Source organism: Planktotalea frisia, assembly GCF_001890925.1.
In the GTDB taxonomy this organism is placed as follows: Bacteria; Pseudomonadota; Alphaproteobacteria; order Rhodobacterales; family Rhodobacteraceae; genus Planktotalea; species Planktotalea frisia.
Genome location: NZ_MLCB01000176.1, coordinates 1 through 22,360 on the forward strand (window position 1 = coordinate 1; position 22,360 = coordinate 22,360).

Here is a 22,360-nt window from a genome sequence, read left to right on the forward strand (position 1 = left end):
ACCAGATACGCCGCCAACCTTCAAACCGCCCAAACACCAGATTCAGTCATAGCTCACAGTTCATTCTAACCGTTGTTTAGTTTGTGGACCTGATACGGGGCGATGGAATGGATCGGTCTTCGCTGTGTAATTATACACTGTCGCTGTGTGGGAAAACCTACGGGAAAAACCTACGGGAAATTGCTGAGAAAAATAACTCTAATTCTTATATAAATAAGGTCTAAGACGCCACTGGCATCCCGTAGGGGAATCGAACCCCTCTTTCCAGGTTGAAAACCTGGCGTCCTAACCGATAGACGAACGGGACGCACTGTGGCGTGAGGGGACTTCTAGGCAAAGACGCTTTGCCGCGCAAGTGCAAAAATAAGCTTTTTGAACAGAAGTTTTTGAGGCTGATTTTAAGCGGGTGCGGCGTCTTCGAGACGCAGCTGCGGGCTTTGACGGCCCCCCCATGAATTGACCTCGAGACGCCCTGCAAGGTGGAAACGTTTGCCGCCGTGATTCTCTAGGGCAGGGCCCAGGGGCGTATCCATCGCGCCAAAGCAAATCGCATCGATGCGCGTGCCTAGCCCGTCGGTAAAACTGATCTTGAGATGGGTCTCGCCAACGCGTTTGGCGAATTTGATTTCCACATCGGGAAACGCAAAGCGCGGGGCAGGGGCTCCAGCACCGAAGGGGCCTGCTTGTTCTAGTTGTTCGATCAATTCGATTTGCGCGGCACCTGGCATGAGCATTCCATCGAGACGTAAATCGGACGGTCCAGCGTCGCCTGCGCCTTGTTTTGCCATTAACTCTGAAAGCCGCGCCATCGCCGGTTCGAGTTGCGCGCGACTTAGGGACAGGCCTGCGGCCATCTTATGCCCACCGCCTTTTTCAATGAGACCTTCATGGGCGAGTTTTTGGATAGAGGCCCCCAGATCAACGCCACTGATGGAGCGCCCAGAGCCTTTGCCAGAATCGCCGTCAAAGCCGATCACAATCGCGGGGCGATGCGCGGCGTCTTTGAGGCGGGAGGCCACGATGCCCACGACACCTGCGTGCCAGCCTTCACCCGCAGCCCAAACGAGCGGCGCGTCAAAGCCGCGTTCCTCAGCCTGATCAAGTGCCGCCGCGCGCACATTGTTTTCTATCTCGCGGCGCTCTGTGTTGAGCATGTCGAGGCGTTCGGCCATCGCTTTGGCTTCATGCGGGTCGCGAGTGGCGAGAAGGCGCGCGCCGAGATCCGCTTTGCCTATGCGCCCCCCTGCGTTGACGCGTGGGCCAAGGAGAAAGCCAAGGTGATAAGATGAAGGGGCAGTATCCATGCGCGAGACATCGGCAAGGGCTGTGATCCCAACACGTTCGCGACGTGCCATAACGGTGAGCCCTTGGCGCACAAGCGCACGGTTCACACCGATAAGGGGGGCAACGTCAGCGACTGTGCCGAGTGCGACAAGATCAAGCATGTTCAATAGGTTAGGGCCGGTTTCGTTGTCGATCCGCAGTTGTCGGCCTGCTTCAACAAGCATCAAGAACACCACCCCCGCGGCACAAAGATGGGCAAGATCGCCTGTTTCATCCGCGCGGTTGGGGTTCACGACCGCATAAGCGGGAGGAAGTGTTTCGCCGCCCAAATGGTGATCGAGCACGACCACATCCGCACCTTTGGCAGCTTCGATCGGTCCATGGCTGAGGGTGCCGCAATCCACGCAGATGATCAGGTCATGCGCAGCGGCAAGCATCGCCATCGCCTCGTCATTTGGGCCGTAGCCTTCGTCGATGCGGTCAGGGATGTAGAGCGTCGCGCTTTGGTCGAAATGGCGCAGCCAGTCGATGATCAGCGCAGCAGAGGTGCCGCCATCAACGTCGTAATCTGCGAATATCGCAATCTTTTGGCGCGCTTTGACGGCGGCAAGGATACGTGTCGTCGCCTTTTCCATATCGCGCAGCGAGCGCGGATCAGGGAGCAAGTTTTTGAGTGTCGGCGCTAGGAAATCTGCGGCCTCCTCGGGCCTGACAGCCCTCCGCGCGAGGACATTGCAGATGGGTGCAGGCAGCCCAGTAGCCTGCGCCATCGCTTCGGCTTGGCGCGCGACTTCGATGTCTAGGCCGACCCAACGTCGCCCTGTTAAAGAGCGCTCCACCATGAGGAACGCCCCCATGCGTTAACCTTTCACGGGAAGGCGGTAGGTCATGCGCCGCACCGAACCTGTTTTGGAGCGCATCAAGAGCGTCTCTGTCGTGATGTAGCCAACTTCGCGTTTGATCGCGGGGAGCAGTGTGCCGCCAGTGACACCAGTCGAGGCGAAGATAACGTCTTGGGTCACCATGTCATCGCGTGTGTAGATACGGTCAAGATCGTCGATGCCAGCGTTACTTGCGCGGCGACGTTCATCATCGTTGCGAAACACGAGACGGCCAACCATTTGGCCTCCCATGCACTTCAAAGCAGAGGCCGCGAGCACGCCTTCGGGCGCACCGCCCGTGCCCATATACATATCGATCCCTGTGAGATCAGGTTCCGCGCAGTGCATCACACCAGCCACATCCCCATCAGTGATCAGGCGGATCGAAGCGCCGGTAGAGCGGACTTCAGCGATCATTTCCTCGTGGCGCGGGCGTTCCAGCATGCAAACAGTGATGTCGCTCGGCGCGCAGCCCTTTTCAGTGGCCAGAGCAGAGACTCGGGTCGCGTAGGGCATGTCGAGGGTCACTATGCCCTCGCCAAAACCGGGGCCAATCGCGAGCTTGTCCATATAGACTTCGGGCGCGTGCAACATCGAACCGCGTGGGCCCATGGCGATCACCGTTAGCGCGTTTGGCATGTCTTTCGCGGTCAGGGTTGTGCCCTCAAGCGGGTCAAGTGCGATGTCAACTGCGGGGCCAGATCCTGTGCCGACTTCCTCGCCAATGTAGAGCATTGGCGCTTCGTCGCGCTCTCCTTCGCCGATAACGACAGTGCCTGCGATATCGAGGAGGTTGAGCTGCTCGCGCATCGCGTTGACGGCGGCTTGATCCGCTGCTTTCTCATCGCCACGCCCGATAAGGCTCGCAGATGCGATAGCGGCTTGTTCGGCGACGCGTGCAAGCCCGAGAGAGAGCATGCGGTCGTTAAAATCGACGGGCTGGGTCATATGAAAAGTCCTTAGGTGTCAAAACGAGAGTGGCCTAGCCTTGGGAATAATTCAAGGCACAGGAAAGAGCGCAAGAAAAGTGGGGGGCCAGCCCCCATCCGATCAAAGATCGAATCCCCCGGGATATTTATAAAGAGGGGAAGATTTAAAGGTTCTCGATGCGCAGCGCGACGGGTGCGGTTGCAACCACTTTACTTTGCGCGATGGTATGAAGGGCTTCATCGAGGCTTTGGCGCATGCATTTGTGGGTGACGATCAGCACAGGAGCCGTTTCATCGGCATGGCTCAGTTGTCGCATCCGGTCGATGGAAATGCCTGCTTCGCCGAGGATGGTGGCGATCTTTGCCATAGCACCAGGTTTGTCGTGCAAGCCTACGCGCAGGTAGAAAGGCGCGGGGCTGGCGGCTTTGGCTGACGTTGCTTTTTGGAGTTTTGCAGCTGGAACGCCGAAGGTTGGTATGCGTATACCTCGCGCGATGTCCATGACGTCGCCCATGACAGCACTTGCGGTTGGCCCCATGCCAGCACCGGGACCGCGTAGGACGACTTGCTCCACATGGTTGCCCTCAATCACCACCATATTGGTACCGCCCTCAAGCTGGCCAAGTGGAGACTCTGCTGGAACGAGGCATGGCGTCATACGTTGCTCGAGCCCGCGACCAGTCATTTGGGTCACACCAAGAAGTTTGATGCGAAAGCCCATCTCGGCGGCGTGTTTGATGTCTTGCAACTCGATGCGCTGGATGCCTTCGAGTTCGACCGCATCAAAATCAACCTGAGTGCCAAAAGCGATGGAGGCGAGCAGCGCCAATTTGTGTCCTGCGTCGATGCCGCCTACGTCGAGGTTTGGATCCGCCTCAAGGTAGCCAAGCTCGGCGCATTCATCAAAGAGCGCGTTGTAGCCGCGGCCCGACTTTTCCATGTTGGTGAGGATGTAGTTACAAGTGCCGTTCATCACGCCCATAACGCGGGTGATTTCATTGCCTGCAAGCCCTTCAAGCAAGGATTTTATCACAGGAATACCGCCTGCAACAGCCGCCTCATACCGTATAACGCTGCCGTTGTTTTCGGCCATTTCGGCCAGCGATTGGCCGTGGTGCGCGAGCAGAGCTTTGTTGGCTGTGACCACATCTTTCCCAAGCGCCAAGGCGGCTTCGACTGCGTCTTTGGCAACGCCAGTATCACCACCGATGAGTTCAACGAACACATCCACATCATCGCGTTTTGCCAAAGCAACGGCATCGGTTTCCCAAGCATATCCAGTGAGTGACACGCCGCGGTCGCGCGATTGGTCGCGCGCGCTGACGGCTGTGATAACAACGTCACGACCTGCGCGCGCGCTGAGTAAAGCTGCTTGCTGGCGTATGATTTTGACAACGCCTGTTCCGACCGTGCCCAAACCTGCAATTCCAAGACGGAGGGGAGTATTTTCGCTCATGATCAGGGCTCCTAAGGCGTCAAACTGTGTAGCTTTTGCTTTACTGCTGCGTGCTCTGCTGTGCAATCAAGCTTTCACCCAGCTCGCAATTATTCGCGTTTTATTCGCTGGGCGTTGGCGGCTTGATCCCGTTTTCAAGGCGGTCGCGTAGCCTGTCTTCGATGCTTTGCTCAGCGCTTTCTTCAACGGTTTGCGTGCTGGCAGAGGGTGTTTTGCTCAACTCTTGTTGACGTTTGCGCAGCGCATCAATGCGTTTTTGGAGCGCGTCATCTTCGTCGTCAGTGTCTGTTAATGGCGTGCTGAGCAGATCTTCACGACGTGTGTCGAGATCGTCTTGGGTTTCATCGGTGATCGTGGCTTCGGGTTCTTTCAAAAGCACATCGAGCGGGACAAACTCAGGATAAGGGGTGTCGCTGTCAAATTCCGCCTCTGATACTTCGAGTTCTGGCAGATCAGCGCAGGCAGCAAGAGCCGTGCAAAGTGCAATGATCAACAGAGGTGTCGGTTTAACAGAAAAACTCATGAGGCGTGTGCGATCCTATGTCTTTTGGCACTTGTGACCCAGTGCGTAACGCGAGGCAAGGGAAACCGAATTTTGGGTTTTTTCTGAACATATGTTCAGTTAACGTGACTGGTATGGCACGTACACAAGGTTCCCACTCAAGCTCGACAGGGCCAAAAATTCGCGCAGCAGCGCAGTCTTTGTTTGCGCAGCATGGCTATGCTGCTGTTTCCATGCGCCAAATTGCGGCTCAGGTCGGCGTGCAAGCGGGGGCACTCTATAATTATACACCTGACAAACAAACTCTCCTGTTTGATTTGATGCGGCAGCATATGGAGGATCTTTTGAACGCGCGGCGCGCACAGGTTGGGCCGAATGAAGCCGAAAGCGCGGTTCATGCCTTGGAAGAGTTTGCGCGGTTTCACATCCGCTTTCACTTGGACCGTCCTGACGCTGTATTCATTGCGTATATGGAATTGCGCAATCTGACCGAGCCGCATTTCGAGCAAATTGAAGCATTGCGACGCGCCTATGAGCAAGAACTCAAAGATATTTTAAACGCAGGGGTGGATGCTGGGGATTTTGTTATCGCCGATTTAGGCGTGGCGACGCGCGCGGTGATTGCAATGCTCACAGGGGTGACCACCTGGTATCGCGACTCCGGCGCATTAAGCCGCGCCGAAGTTGAGGATGTGTATTGGCACATGGTGCGAAAATCCGTCGCCCGCTAAAAGCTAGTGCGCAGGTTTGATGAATGTACCGTTGCGCAGATCTTTGACAGCCTGCATCAGTTCTTCGCGTGTATTCATTACGATGGGTCCGTGCCATGCGACAGGTTCCTGCAAAGGTTGTCCTGAGATTAACAAAAACCGCACGCCTTCCTCACCAGCTTGAACCGCGACCTCTTCGGATGCCCCAAAACGAACAAGCGTGCGATTGCCGGACATGTCGCGAATGTTGACCTCTTCGCCGCCGACTTCCTTTTCCAAAAGCACGCCCGTTGGCGTAGAGCCGTCGACAAAAGCCGCGCTGCCTTCAAAGACATAAGCGAATGCGCGGCGGTGATGGCTGAGTTTGAAGGTTTTTTTCACGCCAGCAGGGACATAAACGTCCAAATACTGCGGATCCGCGGCGATCCCATCTACAGGCCCGGTTTTGCCCCAAAAATCGCCGACGATGACTTTGACATGGGTTCCGTCGTCATCAACGATTTCAGGAATCTCTTTCGCTTCAACATCTTGGTAACGGGGCGCGGTCATTTTCAAGGCAGACGGCAAGTTCGCCCAAAGCTGGAAGCCGTGCATTTGCCCGTGCGCGTTTCCATGCGGCATTTCTTGATGCATGATGCCCGAGCCTGCGGTCATCCATTGCACGTCGCCTGCGCCAAGCGAACCTGTGTTGCCAAGGCTATCACCATGATCGACGGTGCCGTTCAAGACATATGTGATCGTCTCAATGCCGCGATGAGGATGCCACGGGAACCCTTTTTCAAATTTATCAGGGCTTTCGCCACGGAAGTCATCGAAGAGCAAGAAAGGATCAAGCTCTGTAGGATCCTGAAAGCCAAAGGCGCGGTGCAGATGAACGCCTGCGCCTTCGAGTGTTGGCGTGGCGTTGGACGTTTCGAATTTTGAACTGACGGACATGATGCCCTCCTGTCGTTGTTTGACAGAGAAATAGTGCTGGCAATGCTGTCGCACAATACTGCACAAACGGTCAGACTTTGTGCGCAAGCGCGCAGTAGCCAGTTTAGCCGCCCGTGTGACTCATGTGCCGTGTCACTTGGCCATCCGCTTTTTGGCGCGAATAGTCAAAGTCATGCCCTTTGGGTTTGAGGCCAATCGCTTTGTGAATAGCCTCTTGCAGGGGCGCGTCATCTTTCGGGTTATTGCGCAAAGGAGCGCGCAGATCGGCCATATCCTCTTGGCCGAGGCAGAGATACAACTCACCCGTGCAAGTCAAACGCACACGATTGCAGCTTTCACAGAAATTATGGGTAAGGGGCGTGATAAAGCCGATCTTTTGGCCCGTTTCTTCTAAACGTACGTAGCGCGCAGGGCCGCCTGTACGCTCGCTTAGCTCTGTTAGGGTGTAATGCTGTGCCAATTGGTGACGGAGATCTTTGAGCGACCAATACTGCCCCACGCGGTCCTCATTCCCGAGATCCCCCATCGGCATGACTTCAATCCAGGTCAGCGCAATGTCGCGGCTCGCACACCACTGGGTCATCGTGATCAGCTCGTCTTCATTGAAGTCTTTCAAAGCGACTGCATTGATTTTCACTTTCAAACCCGCTGCTTGGGCCGCATCAACACCTTTGAGAACCTGTGCCAAACGCCCCCAACGGGTCACGCGCGCGAATTTCTCTTCATCCAGCGTATCAAGCGAAATGTTCACGCGCCGTACGCCTGCATCATAAAGCGGTTGCGCAAACCGCGCGAGCTGGCTGCCGTTTGTCGTCAGCGTTAACTCTTCCAACGCTCCGCTTTCCAGATGGCGGCTCATGCTTTGAAAGAATGTCATGATGTCGCGACGCACCAGCGGTTCACCACCGGTAATTCGTAGCTTTTTCACACCCAGATCGACAAAAGTCGAACACATGCGATCTAATTCTTCGAGCGTCAGTAACTCTTTCTTAGGAAGAAACTGCATATTCTCGCTCATGCAATAAACACAGCGGAAATCGCAGCGATCTGTCACTGAGACGCGCAAATATGTGATAGCGCGGGCGAAAGGGTCAATCAAAGGTGCGTTCATGCATTAGAGTTAGTGCGCACGGGGTACGCCTGCAAGAGGACTTTCGCGCAAGGACGAACACGATGTTGCGTTCCGCGGTACAGGGCTTAATCATGGCAGTATGACTCGTATATCCCTTTGCGCAGCGCTTTTGGCGCTGGCAGCTTGCGCACAGGCCCCACAAACGCCTCAAGAGGCTCCTGTGGTGGACGCTGTTGTCCCGAACTCTGATCTTATTCGTCCAAAACTGCGCCCTGCAGGTCTGGGGCGCGTCGTGCCGAAAGCGGCGCGGACTGTCGAGGAATTCGACGTTACGACCGCCGAAGAACGCCAAGAAGCTGCGGCAGTGCCAGCAGCAGCCGTAGAGGCAAAGCTGGGTTTGACTGTTGCCTCACTCGGCGATCCGACGCAGGCGGGATTCTGGATCAAGACGCCTTTGGTCAAGTCTGCGGGCAAAGGGCGCGTCGTCTATCCTGGTAGCGGAAAATCTGTTCAAGTCGATCTGATCCCTATCGAAGGGGAGAGCTCGGCGGGCAGCCGTCTGTCGCTTGCAGCGTTCCGCATTATTGAGGCACCGCTGACGGAACTTCCCGAGGTTGAAGTCTTTTCAGGCGGTTAAAAGCGCCTAACTCTCAAGCGCGGGCAATTTGCGCGCAGCATCTTTGCGCGCGAAAGGTTTCATTGCATCGCCATGTTCAGCCAAAAATGCCCGAACGCGCGGTGCATCATGTTTGCTAAGATCGCGCAGCCACCACGAGATTGATTTCTGGATGAACCATTGAGGATCGCTCACGTAGGATGCGGCCCAACCCAATATCCGGTCGCGCGCTTCTAGCTCAGCGGGCTTAGGATTGTTCTGCTTGGTCCAAGGCAATGTGATGACCAAAGCCGCCCGCCGCGTCCACATATGATCAGAGGTGGTCCAAGCTTCAATCTCATCAAGACGGGACGGATCTGCAATTAGGCGCTTTTGACCTGCCATACAAACATGATCAGCAATCGCCCAACTGTCGAAATCAGGGGCCCAACTTTTGATCAGCTCCCATGCCGTATCGTCCGGGCGAAGGCGGGCTTGAGTGAGAAGTTTTGATGCTGCCAAACGTGCTTCAAAAATATCGGTTTCCCAAAGCTCGGACGCAAGGCGAACCCGCGTATCGACATCACATTCGACGCGCCACTCTTTTGTCAGCTCGTTCAAATCAGGGTTTGAAATTCCTAAATATTCGCGCGACGCTTTATGGTATTTCGCCATATCCTCAGCGCGACCGGGCTCAATCCGCTCGCGCAAAGCTGCCATTGCATCGTCGAGGGTCATTCGACCGTAACAGACTTTGCAAGGTTACGTGGTTGATCGACATCCGTGCCTTTTGCGACCGCTGTGTGATACGCGAGAAGTTGTGCTGGGATCGAGTAGATAATCGGGCTGACGAGCGGATGGCACTCTGGCATCGCGATCTGCCCCCACACATCACCTGCGTGGTCCAAGCCTTTGCGATCAGAGATTAAAAGCACTTTGCCCGAGCGCGCCATAACTTCCTGCATGTTAGAGATCGACTTGTCATAAAGATCATCTGAAGGCGCCAAAATGACAACGGGCACCTTTTTGTCAATCAGAGCGATGGGTCCGTGCTTAAGTTCACCTGACGCATAACCTTCGGCGTGTATGTAGCTGATTTCTTTTAGTTTAAGTGCACCTTCATGAGCGAGAGGGTACATCAAGCCACGACCCAAAAACAGGATGTCGCGCGCTTCAGAGAGCTTGCGCGCATGGGCCTTGATCACGTCCGTTTGCTCGAGTGCAACGTTAAGAAGGCCTGGAACCGAGCGCATTGCAGCGGCTGCGTCTGTCAGCTCTTGCTCCGACATTGTGCCACGATCACGTGCCGCTTTAAGCGCTAACGAAAGCAAGACCGTAAGCTGACATGTGAAGGCTTTGGTGGAGGCAACGCCAATCTCTACACCTGCAAAAATCGGGTAGGTTTGGTCGCTTTCGCGCGCGATAGAACTTTCAGCAACGTTGGTGACTGACAGGATCTTGTCAGCTTTTCCCGCGCAATAGCGTAGTGCCGCGAGCGTGTCTGCCGTCTCGCCAGATTGGCTCACGAAAAGGGCCGCTGTTTGTGCAGGGATCGGCGGTTCGCGGTAGCGGAACTCGGATGCCACATCGACCTCGACAGGAATGCGCGCGAGCTTTTCAAACCAATACTTGGCAGTAAGGCAGGCATAAAAGGCAGTGCCGCATGCAACCATTGTCATGCGCTCGATTTTGGTGAAGTCTATGTTGCCACCAGGCAACTCAACCAGATCACCGCCAGCGGGCAGGTAGCTGTTCACAGCCGCACCAACAACGCCGGGCTGCTCTGCGATTTCTTTGGCCATGTAGTGATCAAAACCAGCCTTATCGACTTTCGCGGTATCAATCTCGATCACGCGCATCTCACGTCCGACTTGGTGACCTTCAGCGTCCCAAATGTTTAGGCTATTGCGGGTCAGAACTGCGCGGTCGCCTTCTTCCAAGTATGTGATCCGATTGGTTAAAGGGGCGAGGGCGATGGCGTCCGAGCCAATATACATCTCATCAGCACCATGCCCGATCGCAAGGGGCGAACCCTTGCGCGCTGCGATCATCAGGTCTGTTTCGCCTTCAAACAAGAACGCTAAAGCGAACGCGCCATCAAGGCGAGAGATGGTTTTCTCAGCGGCTTCGGTCGGGCTCATTCCTTGCAGCATGTAGTGCTGTGTGAGCAAGGCGACGGTTTCTGTATCGGTCTCGGTCACGAAGTTAATGCCGTGATCTGCAAGTTCTTTACGCAATTCGCGAAAGTTCTCGATGATGCCATTGTGCACAACTGCAACAGGGCCCGCCTGATGCGGATGGGCATTATCGGTTGTCGGCGCACCGTGGGTCGCCCAGCGGGTGTGGCCGATGCCAGACTTGCCCGCGAGCGGCTGATGGACCAACAAATCAGAAAGGTTCACCAGTTTTCCAACTGCGCGACGACGCTCAAGAACGCCGTTGTTCACAGTCGCAATACCGGCGCTATCATAACCGCGATATTCGAGGCGTTTCAGCGCTTCAACGAGTGTTGGCGCAACTTCGTGCTGGCCAAGGACCCCTATAATTCCGCACATTATGCCTCTCCTTTTTGCTTGTTAGCTTTCTTTTTCTTCAACATATCGAACAATTTGACCGCGAGGCCCGGTTTGTTCACTTGGCGCGCACGCGCGATTGCAAGGGCGTCGTCCGGAACGTCTTGCGTCAGTACAGTACCGCTACCTGTCATCGCATTTGCCCCGACTGAGACGGGTGCCACGAGCAATGTGTTCGAGCCGATAAAGCTATCTGCACCAATCTCGGTGTGATGTTTCATCACGCCATCATAATTACAGGTGATCGTGCCCGCGCCGATATTTGCGCGTGCGCCAACATGTGCATCACCGACGTAGGACAGGTGATTCACTTTTGCACCTTCATCGACAACCGCATTCTTAAGCTCTACGAAATTACCCACTTTGGTGAACTCGGCGAGTTCCGTTCCCGGACGTAGACGGGCGTAGGGCCCCACAACAGCGCCGCGACTGACATGACAGCCCTCTAAGTGACTGAATGCGCGTATATGTGCGCCGTTTTCGACCGTAACAGCGGGGCCGAAAACAACGTTTGGCTCTACGATGGTGTCTGGACCAATGTGGGTGTCGTGCGACAGATATACCGTTTCAGGGGCGTGTAGTGTGACGCCGGCCTCCATAAGCGCGAGGCGGGTTTTGGCTTGGAAAATCGCATCTGCTTCGGCAAGCTGCACGCGCGAGTTCACGCCAAGTGTTTCGCTCTCGTCACAAGTTACCGAGGTGGCGCTGAGGCCTTTGCTCTGGGCGATCTCGACGATATCGGTAAGGTAGTATTCACCTGAGACGTTGTCGTTGCCAACCGCATCGATCAGATCGAACAACACATCAGATTTCGCGCAAATTACACCGCTATTGCAAAGCGTTATCGCACGTTCTGCATCGGTTGCATCTTTGAATTCCACAATCTTGGAGAGGCTATCGCCGTCCATCACAAGGCGTCCATATCGACCCGGATCAGCGGCCTCAAACCCGAGCACAATAACGTCATGACCTTCGCGCGCAGCGATTATCCGCTCGAGCGTGTCGGGGCTGATGAACGGCGTATCACCGTAAAGTACCAATGCGTCGCCTGCAAAGCCAGCGAGCGTCGCCTTGGCCTGCCCAACGGCGTGTGCCGTTCCGAGCTGTTCGGTCTGTAATACGACCTCAGCCGTCTCGTCATACGCTTCTGTAGCTTTGCTCACATGTTCCGCACCGTGGCCTGCGACGACAATAGTTTTTTCAGGCTGCAAGGTCGCACCACTTTTCATGGCGTGCACCAACATCGGAGCGCCTGCGATTTCGTGCAAAACCTTTGGTAAATCAGATTTCATTCGCGTGCCCTTGCCAGCGGCAAGGATAATTAGAGCAATGCTCATTTTGGGTAAATCTCTTTGCAATTTATTAACGCCCGTTCTACCTAAACTTTGAAACTCCGCAAGCCGTGTTCGTTCACACTAGATTGCGGTGTATAACACGCGCTTCGCTCATGTCAGCGCGTTATGATTGCTAAGGATTTTCATGCGCACAGTCATTTTTGATCTCGATGGAACGCTTGCCGACACCAGTGGCGATTTGCTCGCGGCGGCGAATTGCTGCTTTGCTGATATGGGCATGGCAGTGCGTTTGCGCCCTGAAACGGATGCTGGAGTGGCTTTGCGCGGTGGGCGTGCGATGCTTTCGCTGGGGATTGAACGTGAAACGGGGCAAGCCGCGGATAAAGCAGTCTTGGATGCGCAGTACCAACCGTTGCTGCGCGCCTATGAGCAAGCGATTGATGTGCATACGCAGCTTTATCCCGGCACTATGGACGCGATTGAACAATTGCGCAGCGACGGGTTTGCGGTGGGCATTTGTACCAACAAACCCGAATATCTCGCAGAGTTGTTGATGACGAAACTTGGTGTGCGCGATGCATTTGCGTCGCTGATTGGCGCGGATACCTTGCCTGTGCGCAAGCCCGATCCCGAACCGTTTTTTGAGGCGGTGCGCCGTGCGGGTGGCGATAGCAAACGCTCTTGCTTGATCGGGGATACGATCACGGATCACAACACTGCGCGCGCCGCATGTGTCCCAAGTGTGCTGGTCACATTTGGCCCCGGTGCAGGTGCTGGACAAGCGGATGTTCGCGCATTGCAGCCGGATGCGCTGCTTGATCGTTATGAAGATTTGCCTGCTATCGCGGCGCAGTTGCTAGGACATTAAGATGAATGAGGTCTTTACAGGAAGCTTTACCCAGCAAGAACCGATCCCTGACGCAGGGATCCAAGCCGCAATGCGCGTTCTGCAATCGGGGCGACTTCACCGCTATAACGTCGCTGAAGGTGAGCACGGCGAGACCGCACTGCTAGAACAAGAATTCGCAGCCTCAGTTGGATCGAAGTATTGTCTTGCGGTTGCGTCCGGCGGCTATGCGATGGCGACGGCTTTGCGCTCGGTTGGCATTAAAGCGGGCGACAAAGTGCTGACCAACGCCTTCACATTGGCCCCCGTGCCTGGGGCGATTGCGTCTGTCGGTGGCGTACCCATTTTCGTTGGCGTTTCTCGTGATTTAACGATTGATCTTGATGATCTGGAGGCGAAAGCCGATCAAGCCGACGTTCTGATGCTCAGCCACATGCGCGGCCATATGTGCGATATGGATCGTCTGATGGCGATTTGTAACGCTGCAAATATTACAGTGATCGAAGATTGTGCGCATACGATGGGTGCGAAATGGGGCGATATGTATTCTGGTCGTCACGGTGTCATGGGCTGTTATTCGTGCCAGACCTATAAGCATGTGAACTCGGGCGAGGGCGGTTTGCTGGTCAGCGACGATGATGAACTGATGGCACGCGCGATCATGCTGTCTGGCAGCTACATGCTGTTTGAGCGTCATCTGGCAGGACCGCCGAAAGAGGCGTTTGCGCAGATTAAGTACGAAACGCCTAATATATCAGGGCGAATGGATCATTTGCGCGCGGCAATCCTGCGGCCGCAGCTGGCAGACTTGGATACTCAAGTGCAGCGCTGGAATGATCGCTATGTTGCTGTCGAGGACGGGTTGAAAGACACGCCGGGTCTGACAGTCGTTCAGCGGCACGAGAAAGAAACTTATGTGGGGTCCTCAATCCAGTTTTTGCTGGAGGGGTGGAGCGGTGTGGCCGTGAACGATGCGATTGCACGTTGCGCAGCGCGCGGTGTAGAACTGAAGTGGTTTGGCGGCGCGGAACCTGTAGCCTTTACCTCGCGCTATGACAGCTGGCGGTATGCTCCAAGCGAAGCGATGCCTGCGACAGACGAAATACTGCGCGGCATTGTTGATATGCGTTTGCCTTTGACCTTTAGCGTCGCCGATTGCGCTATGATCGCACGGATCATTCGCGCGGAAGTGTCGGCCGTTTATCAAACCATGGCTATGTGAGGGGACTATGTGTGAGTAACGATGCAAGACACAGGCGTTTTCAGTGGCCCACTTGGGCGACGCTGTTCCTGTGTTATGGGCTTTTCGTGCTTGCAACAGTTTGGATTGCGCCAATATCTTTGCTTCTAGCGATTGTGTTGATGACGCTCGCCAATGCCCTGCATTCGTCGCTAACCCATGAAATGATGCATGGACATCCGTTCAAAAACAAACACTTGAACGCTGCATTGGTTTTCCCCGCACTCAGTTTTACCATCCCCTACATGCGTTTTCGCGACACGCACCTTGCGCATCACGTCGATAGTCGTCTGACCGATCCTTATGATGATCCTGAAAGTTGCTATCTGGATCCGAAAGTCTGGGAGACGCTGGAAGGCATCGAGCAGACTTTGCTACGCTTCAACAACACGATGTTCGGGCGCGTCACGCTTGGCCCATTGATCGGGCAGTATTTCTTTATGCGTGCAGATTGGCGGCTGATTAAAAAAGGTGACCTGCGCGTTTTGGTGAGTTGGCTCTGGCATTTGCCTGCGGCTGCTTTGCCAATTTGGTGGATCATGTCTGTGAGCAGTATGCCCGTATGGGCTTACTTGATAGCTGTGTATTTCGGCCTGTCGATCCTTAAGATCCGAACCTACTTGGAGCATCGCGCCCATGAGGTGAGCCGGGGCCGTACGGTGATTATCGAAGACCGAGGCATCCTTGCGTTTTTGTTTCTGAACAACAACTTCCACTCTGTGCACCATATGCATCCAGATGTGGCTTGGTACGAATTGCCCGCACTCTACGAGAGCGCGAAAGAGCGCTATCTGGCTGTGAATGAAGGGTATCGCTATCGCTCTTATGCAGAGGTGATCCGCCAGTATTTTTTCAAATCCAAAGAGCCTGTCGCGCATCCGCTCTGGTCTTTGGATCAAAGCTAGGACATTGGCAAGCCTATGGAACTTTGGATCTTTGCCACAATAACCGCCACTATTTTTCAGACCTTGCGTTTTATGCTGCAAAAGCAGTTGAGCATGGGGGCGCTGAGCACAGGCGGTGCGACATTTGCGCGGTTTGCTTATTCGGCACCTTTGTTGGCCGTGCTTGTCGTGGCTTGGTTCATGATGAGCGGCACAGAGTTTCCCAACATCACGGCGCGCTTTTGGATTATGGGCGCGATTGGTGGGTTGGCACAAATATTGGCGACTGTCTGCGTTGTCGCGCTGTTTCGCGCGCGCAACTTTGCTGTTGGGATTACGTTCAAGAAAACCGAAGTCATCTTGTCCGCGCTGGTTGGTTTCATCGTGCTGGGCGAGGGGGTTTCGAGCCTTGGATTTGTGGCGATCTTGGTGGGTTTGACCGGTGTTTTGCTGCTCTCGTCGACGCCAGAGGCGCAAGGCAGCTTGAAAGAGCGCATCTTTACGCGCGCGGCGGGGCTTGGCTTGGCGTCGGGGTTGATGTTCGCGATTTCTGGCGTCACCTACCGCGCCGCCACCCTCGACGTTGGCGCTGATGCTCCGTTTTTGCGCGCTGCGGTGACGTTGTCGGCGGTAACTTTGATGCAATTTACTGCTATGGGTCTTTGGCTGCGTCTCTTCGAAAAGGGCCAAATCACCGCTGTGTGGGCTGCACGTCGCAAAGCTGTTTGGATCGGTTTGATGAGCCTGTGTGGCTCTTTAGGCTGGTTCGTCGCGTTTACGTTACAAACCGCAGCTTACGTAAACGCACTTGGACAAATCGAATTGCTGTTTTCGCTTTTGGTCTCAGTGCTGGTGTTTAAAGAACGCTTAAGTGCGCGCGAGGGCATTGGCATTGGCTTTCTCAGTGCAAGCGTTTTGCTGCTGATACTGGTCACGCGTTAAGCGCGATCAGCCGTCTTGTGCATAGCCACGCAGGCGCAGGAACAAGCTTTCTTCCTCGGTATTCAAGAACATCGGCACGCTTTCGGGCGGCGCGGCATCGGCGCTGCGACCTGAAATTTCTGCAAGCACAACTTCGGTGATGAACGGCAAATCAAATTCCCGCACGTCTTTCAAAGCGATCCACTGCAAGTGGGACAACTCGTCAGACGCACCAGAAAAATCATCGATATCCCCCGTGAGCGCATCCGCATCAATCATAAAGAAACGCGCATCAAAGCGGCGCGGACGGCCAGGGGGGGTGACGGCGCGAAACACAAATTGCAAAGCTGAGGCATCAGGAACATGACCCGTCTTAGCGTAGGCTTTCCAATCCTCGGTGGGATCAATGTTCCATTTGCCTTTGGACCCTAGGATAAGACCCGTTTCTTCCCAAAGTTCACGAATAGCCGCGACACCAAGCGCGTGAGAGCGATCTGCGTCGGTCTTTTCAGTGAGGTTTGCCAAGCAACTGTCATTAATCGTGCCCGCGAGCGGGACATGCGCATCACCCGCATCTACAGCACCGCCGGGAAATACAAACTTGTTTGGCATAAACGCCGCTTTTGCGCCGCGTTGGCCCATAAGAACGCGTGGTTCCGTTTGACGGTCGCGCAGAACAATCACAGTCGCAGCATGGCGAATGGCGGTTTTGTCGATGGGCGCAGGGTCGCTCATACGCGCTCTTCGTGTGAAAAGCCGAACATCCGTTTGGCCCATTGATAGCCAACGATGGCCCCTTTGAACCGAGGGAGCAAATAGAGCGACAGCACAATAGCGATTGTCGCGAAAAGCGAGAAGAGCACCATCGGCTCCGGACGAAAATGCACAAACACGATGTGCATCAAAGCAATTGCAACGTGACCAACGATCAAAATAGTCAGATAGGCCGGTCCGTCGTCCGCGCGTGCGGCCGTGAAATCCTGTGTGCAATGCGTGCAGGTATCGTTCATCTTGAGATAGCTGTGCAGCACCGGACCTTCCCCGCAATTGGGACATTTACGTTTCCAACCACGGCGCACTGCAGGCCAGAGCGCACGTTCTTCATCTTGCGAGAAGGTTTGAGTAGTCATGTAAGACCTCAGTTACTGTCATCGTGTTGATGCTTTGTATGACATGAATATAGCGCATCCGCACAGTGTTTCCTAACGTCGCAGGTCTATCCTCGTGAGTGCGCGCAAAAGAAAAATGAAAAAAGTTTGAAAATATGCGACGGAAGTTTCAGGCTGACCCGTTTGACCCCCTGAAGCAAGCAAGAACTGCTTGTGGAAAAAGGCCGAACGGCCAAGACATAAATGGAGTTAACCAAATGACAACGATCTCACATATGACAGCGCGCATTGCTTTGACTGGTTTGGTCATTGCGACAGGTTTTGCAGCGTACGCAGCGACAGATGGCGAAGGCAAAGGTGGCAAGATGCGCCATGAACGTCCGGCTTTCAGCGCACTTGACACAGACGGCAACGGTGAGTTGACCCGCGAAGAAATGGCAGCCCACGAGCGCGTGCGCTTTGACCAAATGGATGCCAATGGCGACGGACAGCTCAGTGCTGACGAGCTCGGTAAGATGGGCAAGAAACGCGCCGAAAAGCGTGCGGCGAAGATGATGAAACGTGTCGATGCTAATGACGACGGCATGATCAGCTTTGAGGAAATGTCCTCTGGTAAGATGGGCAAACGCCAAACAAAGATGTTCGACCGTATTGATGCGGACGGCAATGGCTCGCTTTCCGAAGAAGAGTTTGCCAAACTCGGTGAGCATCGTGGCGGCAAGCACAAGCGTCAAAAGTCTGGCGAATAAGCCTTTGCGCTAAACAAGTTGCTCGCGCCGAAAGGGGCGGGCAAACCCAAGTTGACGAAATGGAACGATAAAGACGCGCATGAGCATGGCTTTGGATGATCTCTCGGATGTAGCCGATGATACGCTGTTGCAGCTTTATGCAAATGGCGATCAGAGCGCTGCGCGTGCTTTGACCCTGCGCCTTGCCCCGCGTGCCTACAATCAGGCCTATCGAATGCTGGGTGTTCAGGCGGATGCAGAAGACGTGGCCCAAGACGCGATGATGCGGGTCTGGAAAATTGCACCTGAATGGCGCATGGGCGAGGCGAAAGTGACGACGTGGCTCTACCGGGTTGTGGCGAACCTGTGCACCGATCGTTTGCGCAAAGCGCGCGGTACCTCGCTTGATGCGATTGACGAACCCGTTGATCCCAGCCCCAGCGCTGCGGATGATATGCAGACCAACGCGCGCCATGACGCGTTGCAAGGCGCATTGATGGAACTACCAGCGCGCCAACGCGAAGCCGTTGTGTTGCGCCATATAGAAGAATTGCCCAACCCGCAGATCGCAGAGCGGATGGAGATCAGTGTTGAGGCGGTAGAGAGCGTTACATCGCGTGGCAAACGCGCGCTGACGCAGATATTAAAGGGGCGCAAGTCCGCCCTCGGATTTGAAGGAGACGCGCCATGAGTAAGAATATGAGCGACAAAGATGATCTCGCGATGCTGTTCGAGGCCGCAAAAAATGCGTCCCCCGAACCTTCAAGCGATTTCATGGCGCGCGTCTTGGATGATGCACAGGTGATGCAGCCCGCAGCCCTTGGCGTCATGCACACTGAGATGCCAAAGCAAAATGCCTTCAAGGATTTCTTTATGGGCCTCAGTGACGCCATCGGTGGCTGGCCAGCATTTGCAGGGCTTGCAACGGCCGCAGTGACGGGTCTTTGGATCGGGGTTAGTCCGCCCGCTGGTTTGATCGAACCGTTCGGAACTGTGCTTGGCAGTGATACGAGCGCGCTATCTGATGCGCTCGAGTACGGCGAAGGCTTTGATTTTACATTGTTTGAGGGGTGAGCGAGATGAGCGATCCAAAGATTGAAGCGAGTAAGCCTGCAAAGCCGTCTAAGCGGTTTCGCATCTTGCTGGGTGTGTCACTTGCGCTGAACCTACTGGTGGTTGGTGCCGTTGTTGGCGCCATTGCAAAAGGCGGTTCTTCTAACAGGGGACCATCGGGCATGCGCGACGCTGCATTGCCGTATGTCGGTGCGTTCGAGCGCGATGACAAGCGTGCAATGCAACAACAGATGCGCGCGCGTTTACCAAAGCGTAAAGACATACGCGCAGCGTTGGACAAAGGATATCGTGAATTCGTTGAAGTCGTGCGCGCCGAGCCATTCGATGCAGCAAAAGCAGCCAAAATCATGGAAGAGCAGTTCGAACGCGCTGGTCAATTCCAGAAGGTGGGACGTGAAGTTTCTATCGAACGTATTAGCGAAATGAGCGTTGAAAAGCGCGCTGCCTATGCCGATCGTTTGGAGTATCGTCTGGATAACCCCAGAAAGCACGGTAAGCGCAAAGAGCGTTGAAGCCAGCCGCGAATTAGCTCAATGTTCCCCCAAGCAATTGGGGGAGTTAGCAGCATGACGATGTCACGCGAATCTGCAGAAGTTTTTGCGCTGAATGCGTTAGGATGGATCGTTGGGCAGGCGGAAGACGTCTTGCCCGCGTTTCTCGGGGCAACGGGATCAAGTGAATCCGATATTCGCGAACGCGCTGCGGACCCAGAATTCCAGCTTTGTGTGCTTGATTTCTTGATGATGGATGATCAATGGATTATCTCGTGCTGCGACGCTTTGCGGGTCCCCTATGAGCGTGTCGCAGAGGCCCGCCAAGCCATGCCCGGTGGCGCAGAAATGAGCTGGACGTGACCAACGTCTCTGACACGATCAAAGCGGTCTTGTTTGACAAAGACGGCACGCTTTTCGATTTTCGTGGAACTTGGGATGTGTGGGCTGCTGGATTTTTGCCCAAATTGAGCGGTGGTGACGCGGACGTTTTGAACGAACTGGCGCAGGCGCTCAGTTTTGATCTGCAAGCGCAAGCGTTCTTGCCAAATTCATTGGTGATCGCGGGCAGTAACCGCGAGATATCGCGCGTGATCGCGAAAGTTTTGAAGCGCAAAGACTTTGATGTGGTCGAACAAGAGTTAGCGGCGAGCGCTGCAAAAGCGCCGCTTGCCCCCGCGGTCGAGCTTGCGCCGTTCCTGCAAGGATTAAAGGATGCAGGTTATAAGCTTGGTGTTATGACCAATGACGCGCACTCAGTTGCTCAGGCGCATCTGGGCAATGCTGGTGTGAGTGATCTGTTTGATTTTGTCTGTGGCTCTGACAGTGGCTTTGGGGCCAAGCCTGATCCAGAACCTTTGCTCGCCTTTTGCGCCCATGTTCATGTTGATCCGTTTCATACGGTCATGCTCGGGGATTCCACTCATGACCTACAGGCCGCCCGCGCTGCTGGAATGGCAGGGGTCGGTGTTCTCACTGGTGTTGCCCGCGCGCCGGATCTCGCGCCGCTAGCGGATGCCGTTTTGAACGATATCGGTGAATTGCCCGCATGGCTCAAGCGCGCGTCCGTTCGAGGCTGACCAATAACGACAGCTTGTGTCGCTCTTGGAACGTCACTTTGCCACTTCCTTGCGTTTGATACTCTTAAAGTAGCGGAGGGTATTATGGCTGGATCAGATAATCGTCGGAAAAGAAGTGGCGGACGTGCAGGTGCTGCGACACGGCGGGGCAGTGCTGCGATTGAACAAAGCCCCTGGCGTCTGCCGATAAATGTTGATCGCCCGACGGAACCTTTGGACGAAGACGGTATCGCTGCAATCCATGATGGTGCCATGCGTATTTTGGAAGAGATCGGCATCGCCTTTTTGAACCCGGAAGCGATTGAAATCCTGCGCAAAAGCGGTGGTTGTGAGATTGACGGCGAGATCGTGCGCATGGGCCGTGATTTTGTTATGGAAAAAGTTGCCCTTGCGCCTAGCCAGTTTGATATCACGCCGCGCAACCCGAATCATAAAATCACGGTCGGTGGCAAGCATCTGCTCTTTGGTAACGTTTCATCGCCGCCTAACTATTGGGATATGGCGCTTGGCAAGAAGGTGCCGGGCACTCGTGAGATGTGTCAGAACCTTCTGAAGTTGACGCAATACTTCAACTGCATCCACTTCTCGGGCGGCTATCCTGTGGAACCTGTGGATGTGCACGCTTCTGTACGTCACCTTGATGTCTTGTTCGATAAGCTGACGATCACCGACAAAGTGATGCACGCCTACAGTCTGGGCAAAGAGCGCGTTGAAGATGTCATGGAAATGGTGCGCATCGCAGGTGGGTTGAGCCATGAAGAGTTCGACGCCAAGCCACGCATGTATACGAATATCAATTCTACTTCGCCGCTGAAACACGACTACCCGATGATCGACGGCTGGATGCGCCTTGCGCGTCGTGGTCAGGCGCTTGTGGTGACGCCGTTCACTTTGGCGGGCGCAATGGCCCCTGTGACGATGTCCGGTGCTGTGGCGCAATCCTTGGCAGAAGCGCTCTGTGCTGTGGTTCTCGCGCAGGTCATTAACCCTGGTTGTCCTTGCGTGATTGGCACGTTCACCTCGAACGTCGACATGAAAAGCGGCGCGCCTGCGTTTGGTACACCTGAATATATGCGCGCGACGCAGATGACGGGTCAGATGGCGCGATTCTATGATCTGCCGATGCGCTCCTCCGGTGTCTGTGCGGCCAATGTGCCAGATGGACAAGCGATGTGGGAGACGTCGAACAGTCTTTGGGCTGCGGTGCAATCGGGCACACATATGGTCTATCATGCGGCGGGCTGGCTTGAGGGTGGCTTGATCGCGTCGCCTGAAAAATTCATCATGGACTGCGAGGTTTTGCAGCAAATTCAACGCTATATGGAACCTGCGACCTTTGCGACAACGCCTGATGATATTGCTCTGGATGCGATAAAATCAGTCGGAAACGATGGTCACTTCTTTGGTATCCAACATACGCAGGATCGCTACACGACGGCCTTCTATCAACCTTTCCTGAGTGATTGGAAAAACTATGAGGGCTGGGAAGTCGCGGGCGGTATCTGGACGCCAGAGCGTGCGCATAATCTGTTCTTACAGATCCTAGAAGAGTTCGAAGAACCGCCGATGGATATCGCCATTCGCGAAGAGCTTTCAGAGTTTGTTGCCCGTCGTAAAAAAGAGGGTGGCGCGCCAACCGATTACTAAATTCGTAAATGAATTACTTACAAATTGGATAAAGTTCCTTTGATTTATACCGCTGCTACCCCAAAACCCGAATTTTTTCATGGGTTATGACGCGGAAATTGTCTGA

24 protein-coding genes and 1 tRNA gene are annotated in these 22,360 nt (G+C 54.8%); 13 read left to right on the forward strand and 12 right to left on the reverse strand.

All coding sequences use genetic code 11. The features are described 5' to 3' along the window. Positions 1 to 232 precede the first annotated feature (232 nt). From PFRI_RS16125 to PFRI_RS16145, 5 genes are all read right to left on the reverse strand, one after another. Positions 233 to 307, reverse strand: a tRNA-Glu gene (locus PFRI_RS16125). A gap of 91 nt (positions 308 to 398) precedes the next feature. Further along, positions 399 to 2,141, reverse strand: a complete 1,743-nt coding sequence (gene recJ, locus PFRI_RS16130) for a single-stranded-DNA-specific exonuclease RecJ (RefSeq protein WP_072631732.1) — start codon at positions 2,139 to 2,141, stop codon at positions 399 to 401. Positions 2,142 to 2,144: 3 nt separating this feature from the next. Beyond that, complete coding sequence (gene glpX, locus PFRI_RS16135) at positions 2,145 to 3,113, reverse strand: class II fructose-bisphosphatase (RefSeq protein ID WP_072631733.1); 969 nt, start codon at positions 3,111 to 3,113, stop codon at positions 2,145 to 2,147. Between the two features lie 145 nt (positions 3,114 to 3,258). Next, the gene (locus PFRI_RS16140; protein WP_072631734.1) at positions 3,259 to 4,551 is read right to left on the reverse strand and encodes a homoserine dehydrogenase; all 1,293 of its coding nucleotides are present in this window, start codon (positions 4,549 to 4,551) and stop codon (positions 3,259 to 3,261) included. Between the two features lie 100 nt (positions 4,552 to 4,651). Next, a complete protein-coding gene (locus PFRI_RS16145; protein WP_072631735.1) occupies positions 4,652 to 5,074 on the reverse strand; it encodes a hypothetical protein in 423 nt (140 codons plus the stop codon). A 113-nt stretch (positions 5,075 to 5,187) separates the two neighbouring features. On the opposite strand from PFRI_RS16145, the gene PFRI_RS16150 reads away from it, so the two are divergent. After that, positions 5,188 to 5,784 (forward strand): TetR/AcrR family transcriptional regulator, encoded by a 597-nt coding sequence (locus tag PFRI_RS16150; RefSeq protein WP_072631736.1) that lies wholly within the window; start codon positions 5,188 to 5,190, stop codon positions 5,782 to 5,784. A gap of 3 nt (positions 5,785 to 5,787) precedes the next feature. Here the strand turns inward: PFRI_RS16150 and PFRI_RS16155 are convergent, their stop codons facing one another. Continuing rightward, a complete protein-coding gene (locus PFRI_RS16155) occupies positions 5,788 to 6,699 on the reverse strand; it encodes a pirin family protein (RefSeq protein WP_072631737.1) in 912 nt (303 codons plus the stop codon). A gap of 103 nt (positions 6,700 to 6,802) precedes the next feature. Continuing rightward, positions 6,803 to 7,810: a GTP 3',8-cyclase MoaA gene (gene moaA, locus PFRI_RS16160; RefSeq protein WP_072631738.1), complete on the reverse strand. Its 1,008-nt coding sequence runs from the start codon at positions 7,808 to 7,810 to the stop codon at positions 6,803 to 6,805. A gap of 100 nt (positions 7,811 to 7,910) precedes the next feature. Between moaA and PFRI_RS16165 the strand changes: the two genes are divergently transcribed. Beyond that, a complete protein-coding gene (locus tag PFRI_RS16165; RefSeq protein ID WP_072631739.1) occupies positions 7,911 to 8,408 on the forward strand; it encodes a hypothetical protein in 498 nt (165 codons plus the stop codon). 6 nt (positions 8,409 to 8,414) lie between these two features. Here PFRI_RS16165 and PFRI_RS16170 read toward each other — a convergent pair whose 3' ends face one another. From PFRI_RS16170 to glmU, 3 genes are read right to left on the reverse strand one after another with little or no spacing between them, the layout of a single operon-like run. Then, entirely contained in the window at positions 8,415 to 9,104 is a 690-nt protein-coding gene (locus PFRI_RS16170; RefSeq protein WP_072631740.1) for a DNA alkylation repair protein, read from the reverse strand. Continuing rightward, complete coding sequence (gene glmS, locus PFRI_RS16175) at positions 9,101 to 10,921, reverse strand: glutamine--fructose-6-phosphate transaminase (isomerizing) (RefSeq protein WP_072631741.1); 1,821 nt, start codon at positions 10,919 to 10,921, stop codon at positions 9,101 to 9,103. The genes PFRI_RS16170 and glmS overlap by 4 nt, the downstream gene beginning before the upstream one ends. Beyond that, positions 10,921 to 12,276 carry a bifunctional UDP-N-acetylglucosamine diphosphorylase/glucosamine-1-phosphate N-acetyltransferase GlmU gene (gene glmU, locus PFRI_RS16180; RefSeq protein WP_072631742.1) on the reverse strand — a complete coding sequence of 452 codons (1,356 nt, stop codon included), beginning with the start codon at positions 12,274 to 12,276 and terminating at the stop codon, positions 10,921 to 10,923. Before glmU ends, glmS begins: the two co-directional genes overlap by 1 nt. Positions 12,277 to 12,418: 142 nt before the next feature. Between glmU and PFRI_RS16185 the strand changes: the two genes are divergently transcribed. From PFRI_RS16185 to PFRI_RS16200, 4 genes are read left to right on the forward strand one after another with little or no spacing between them, the layout of a single operon-like run. Continuing rightward, positions 12,419 to 13,102, forward strand: coding sequence for an HAD-IA family hydrolase (locus tag PFRI_RS16185; protein WP_072631743.1), 684 nt, complete (start codon positions 12,419 to 12,421; stop codon positions 13,100 to 13,102). Between the two features lies 1 nt (position 13,103). Continuing rightward, positions 13,104 to 14,303, forward strand: a complete 1,200-nt coding sequence (locus PFRI_RS16190) for a DegT/DnrJ/EryC1/StrS family aminotransferase (protein ID WP_072631744.1) — start codon at positions 13,104 to 13,106, stop codon at positions 14,301 to 14,303. 11 nt (positions 14,304 to 14,314) lie between these two features. Beyond that, positions 14,315 to 15,226, forward strand: coding sequence for a fatty acid desaturase (locus PFRI_RS16195; protein WP_072631745.1), 912 nt, complete (start codon positions 14,315 to 14,317; stop codon positions 15,224 to 15,226). Between the two features lie 15 nt (positions 15,227 to 15,241). Continuing rightward, entirely contained in the window at positions 15,242 to 16,147 is a 906-nt protein-coding gene (locus PFRI_RS16200) for a hypothetical protein (protein WP_072631746.1), read from the forward strand. 6 nt (positions 16,148 to 16,153) lie between these two features. Here PFRI_RS16200 and PFRI_RS16205 read toward each other — a convergent pair whose 3' ends face one another. Together PFRI_RS16205 and PFRI_RS16210 are read right to left on the reverse strand one after the other, a co-directional pair. Beyond that, positions 16,154 to 16,861 (reverse strand): NUDIX hydrolase, encoded by a 708-nt coding sequence (locus PFRI_RS16205; RefSeq protein ID WP_072631747.1) that lies wholly within the window; start codon positions 16,859 to 16,861, stop codon positions 16,154 to 16,156. Continuing rightward, complete coding sequence (locus PFRI_RS16210; RefSeq protein ID WP_072631748.1) at positions 16,858 to 17,256, reverse strand: DUF983 domain-containing protein; 399 nt, start codon at positions 17,254 to 17,256, stop codon at positions 16,858 to 16,860. Before PFRI_RS16210 ends, PFRI_RS16205 begins: the two co-directional genes overlap by 4 nt. A 236-nt stretch (positions 17,257 to 17,492) precedes the next feature. Between PFRI_RS16210 and PFRI_RS16215 the strand changes: the two genes are divergently transcribed. The 7 genes from PFRI_RS16215 to PFRI_RS16245 all read left to right on the forward strand — a co-directional run bounded on the left by PFRI_RS16215 (position 17,493) and on the right by PFRI_RS16245 (position 22,254). After that, complete coding sequence (locus PFRI_RS16215; RefSeq protein ID WP_245812419.1) at positions 17,493 to 17,984, forward strand: EF-hand domain-containing protein; 492 nt, start codon at positions 17,493 to 17,495, stop codon at positions 17,982 to 17,984. A gap of 79 nt (positions 17,985 to 18,063) precedes the next feature. Next, positions 18,064 to 18,654 carry an RNA polymerase sigma factor gene (locus tag PFRI_RS16220; RefSeq protein WP_072631749.1) on the forward strand — a complete coding sequence of 197 codons (591 nt, stop codon included), beginning with the start codon at positions 18,064 to 18,066 and terminating at the stop codon, positions 18,652 to 18,654. After that, positions 18,651 to 19,037, forward strand: a complete 387-nt coding sequence (locus PFRI_RS16225; protein WP_072631750.1) for a hypothetical protein — start codon at positions 18,651 to 18,653, stop codon at positions 19,035 to 19,037. Before PFRI_RS16220 ends, PFRI_RS16225 begins: the two co-directional genes overlap by 4 nt. A gap of 5 nt (positions 19,038 to 19,042) precedes the next feature. Further along, complete coding sequence (locus PFRI_RS16230) at positions 19,043 to 19,549, forward strand: periplasmic heavy metal sensor (RefSeq protein WP_072631751.1); 507 nt, start codon at positions 19,043 to 19,045, stop codon at positions 19,547 to 19,549. Between the two features lie 60 nt (positions 19,550 to 19,609). After that, a complete protein-coding gene (locus PFRI_RS16235) occupies positions 19,610 to 19,891 on the forward strand; it encodes a DUF3572 domain-containing protein (protein WP_420541320.1) in 282 nt (93 codons plus the stop codon). Further along, positions 19,888 to 20,607: an HAD family hydrolase gene (locus PFRI_RS16240; protein WP_084649728.1), complete on the forward strand. Its 720-nt coding sequence runs from the start codon at positions 19,888 to 19,890 to the stop codon at positions 20,605 to 20,607. The genes PFRI_RS16235 and PFRI_RS16240 overlap by 4 nt, the downstream gene beginning before the upstream one ends. Before the next feature lie 84 nt (positions 20,608 to 20,691). Further along, positions 20,692 to 22,254, forward strand: coding sequence for a trimethylamine methyltransferase family protein (locus PFRI_RS16245; RefSeq protein ID WP_072631753.1), 1,563 nt, complete (start codon positions 20,692 to 20,694; stop codon positions 22,252 to 22,254). Positions 22,255 to 22,360: the final 106 nt, after the last annotated feature.

Coding starts and splice junctions, on each gene's coding strand:
- PFRI_RS16230 (WP_072631751.1), top strand. CDS start 19,043: ATGAGCGATCCAAAGATTGAAGCGAGTAAGCCTGCAAAGCCGTCTAAG.
- PFRI_RS16145 (WP_072631735.1), bottom strand. CDS start 5,074: ATGAGTTTTTCTGTTAAACCGACACCTCTGTTGATCATTGCACTTTGC.
- PFRI_RS16165 (WP_072631739.1), top strand. CDS start 7,911: ATGACTCGTATATCCCTTTGCGCAGCGCTTTTGGCGCTGGCAGCTTGC.
- glmU (WP_072631742.1), bottom strand. CDS start 12,276: ATGAGCATTGCTCTAATTATCCTTGCCGCTGGCAAGGGCACGCGAATG.
- glpX (WP_072631733.1), bottom strand. CDS start 3,113: ATGACCCAGCCCGTCGATTTTAACGACCGCATGCTCTCTCTCGGGCTT.
- PFRI_RS16225 (WP_072631750.1), top strand. CDS start 18,651: ATGAGTAAGAATATGAGCGACAAAGATGATCTCGCGATGCTGTTCGAG.
- PFRI_RS16210 (WP_072631748.1), bottom strand. CDS start 17,256: ATGACTACTCAAACCTTCTCGCAAGATGAAGAACGTGCGCTCTGGCCT.
- PFRI_RS16205 (WP_072631747.1), bottom strand. CDS start 16,861: ATGAGCGACCCTGCGCCCATCGACAAAACCGCCATTCGCCATGCTGCG.
- PFRI_RS16235 (WP_420541320.1), top strand. CDS start 19,610: ATGTCACGCGAATCTGCAGAAGTTTTTGCGCTGAATGCGTTAGGATGG.
- PFRI_RS16170 (WP_072631740.1), bottom strand. CDS start 9,104: ATGACCCTCGACGATGCAATGGCAGCTTTGCGCGAGCGGATTGAGCCC.
- PFRI_RS16245 (WP_072631753.1), top strand. CDS start 20,692: ATGGCTGGATCAGATAATCGTCGGAAAAGAAGTGGCGGACGTGCAGGT.
- PFRI_RS16215 (WP_245812419.1), top strand. CDS start 17,493: ATGACAACGATCTCACATATGACAGCGCGCATTGCTTTGACTGGTTTG.
- PFRI_RS16185 (WP_072631743.1), top strand. CDS start 12,419: ATGCGCACAGTCATTTTTGATCTCGATGGAACGCTTGCCGACACCAGT.
- PFRI_RS16220 (WP_072631749.1), top strand. CDS start 18,064: ATGAGCATGGCTTTGGATGATCTCTCGGATGTAGCCGATGATACGCTG.
- glmS (WP_072631741.1), bottom strand. CDS start 10,921: ATGTGCGGAATTATAGGGGTCCTTGGCCAGCACGAAGTTGCGCCAACA.
- PFRI_RS16150 (WP_072631736.1), top strand. CDS start 5,188: ATGGCACGTACACAAGGTTCCCACTCAAGCTCGACAGGGCCAAAAATT.
- moaA (WP_072631738.1), bottom strand. CDS start 7,810: ATGAACGCACCTTTGATTGACCCTTTCGCCCGCGCTATCACATATTTG.
- PFRI_RS16140 (WP_072631734.1), bottom strand. CDS start 4,551: ATGAGCGAAAATACTCCCCTCCGTCTTGGAATTGCAGGTTTGGGCACG.
- PFRI_RS16155 (WP_072631737.1), bottom strand. CDS start 6,699: ATGTCCGTCAGTTCAAAATTCGAAACGTCCAACGCCACGCCAACACTC.
- recJ (WP_072631732.1), bottom strand. CDS start 2,141: ATGGGGGCGTTCCTCATGGTGGAGCGCTCTTTAACAGGGCGACGTTGG.
- PFRI_RS16190 (WP_072631744.1), top strand. CDS start 13,104: ATGAATGAGGTCTTTACAGGAAGCTTTACCCAGCAAGAACCGATCCCT.
- PFRI_RS16200 (WP_072631746.1), top strand. CDS start 15,242: ATGGAACTTTGGATCTTTGCCACAATAACCGCCACTATTTTTCAGACC.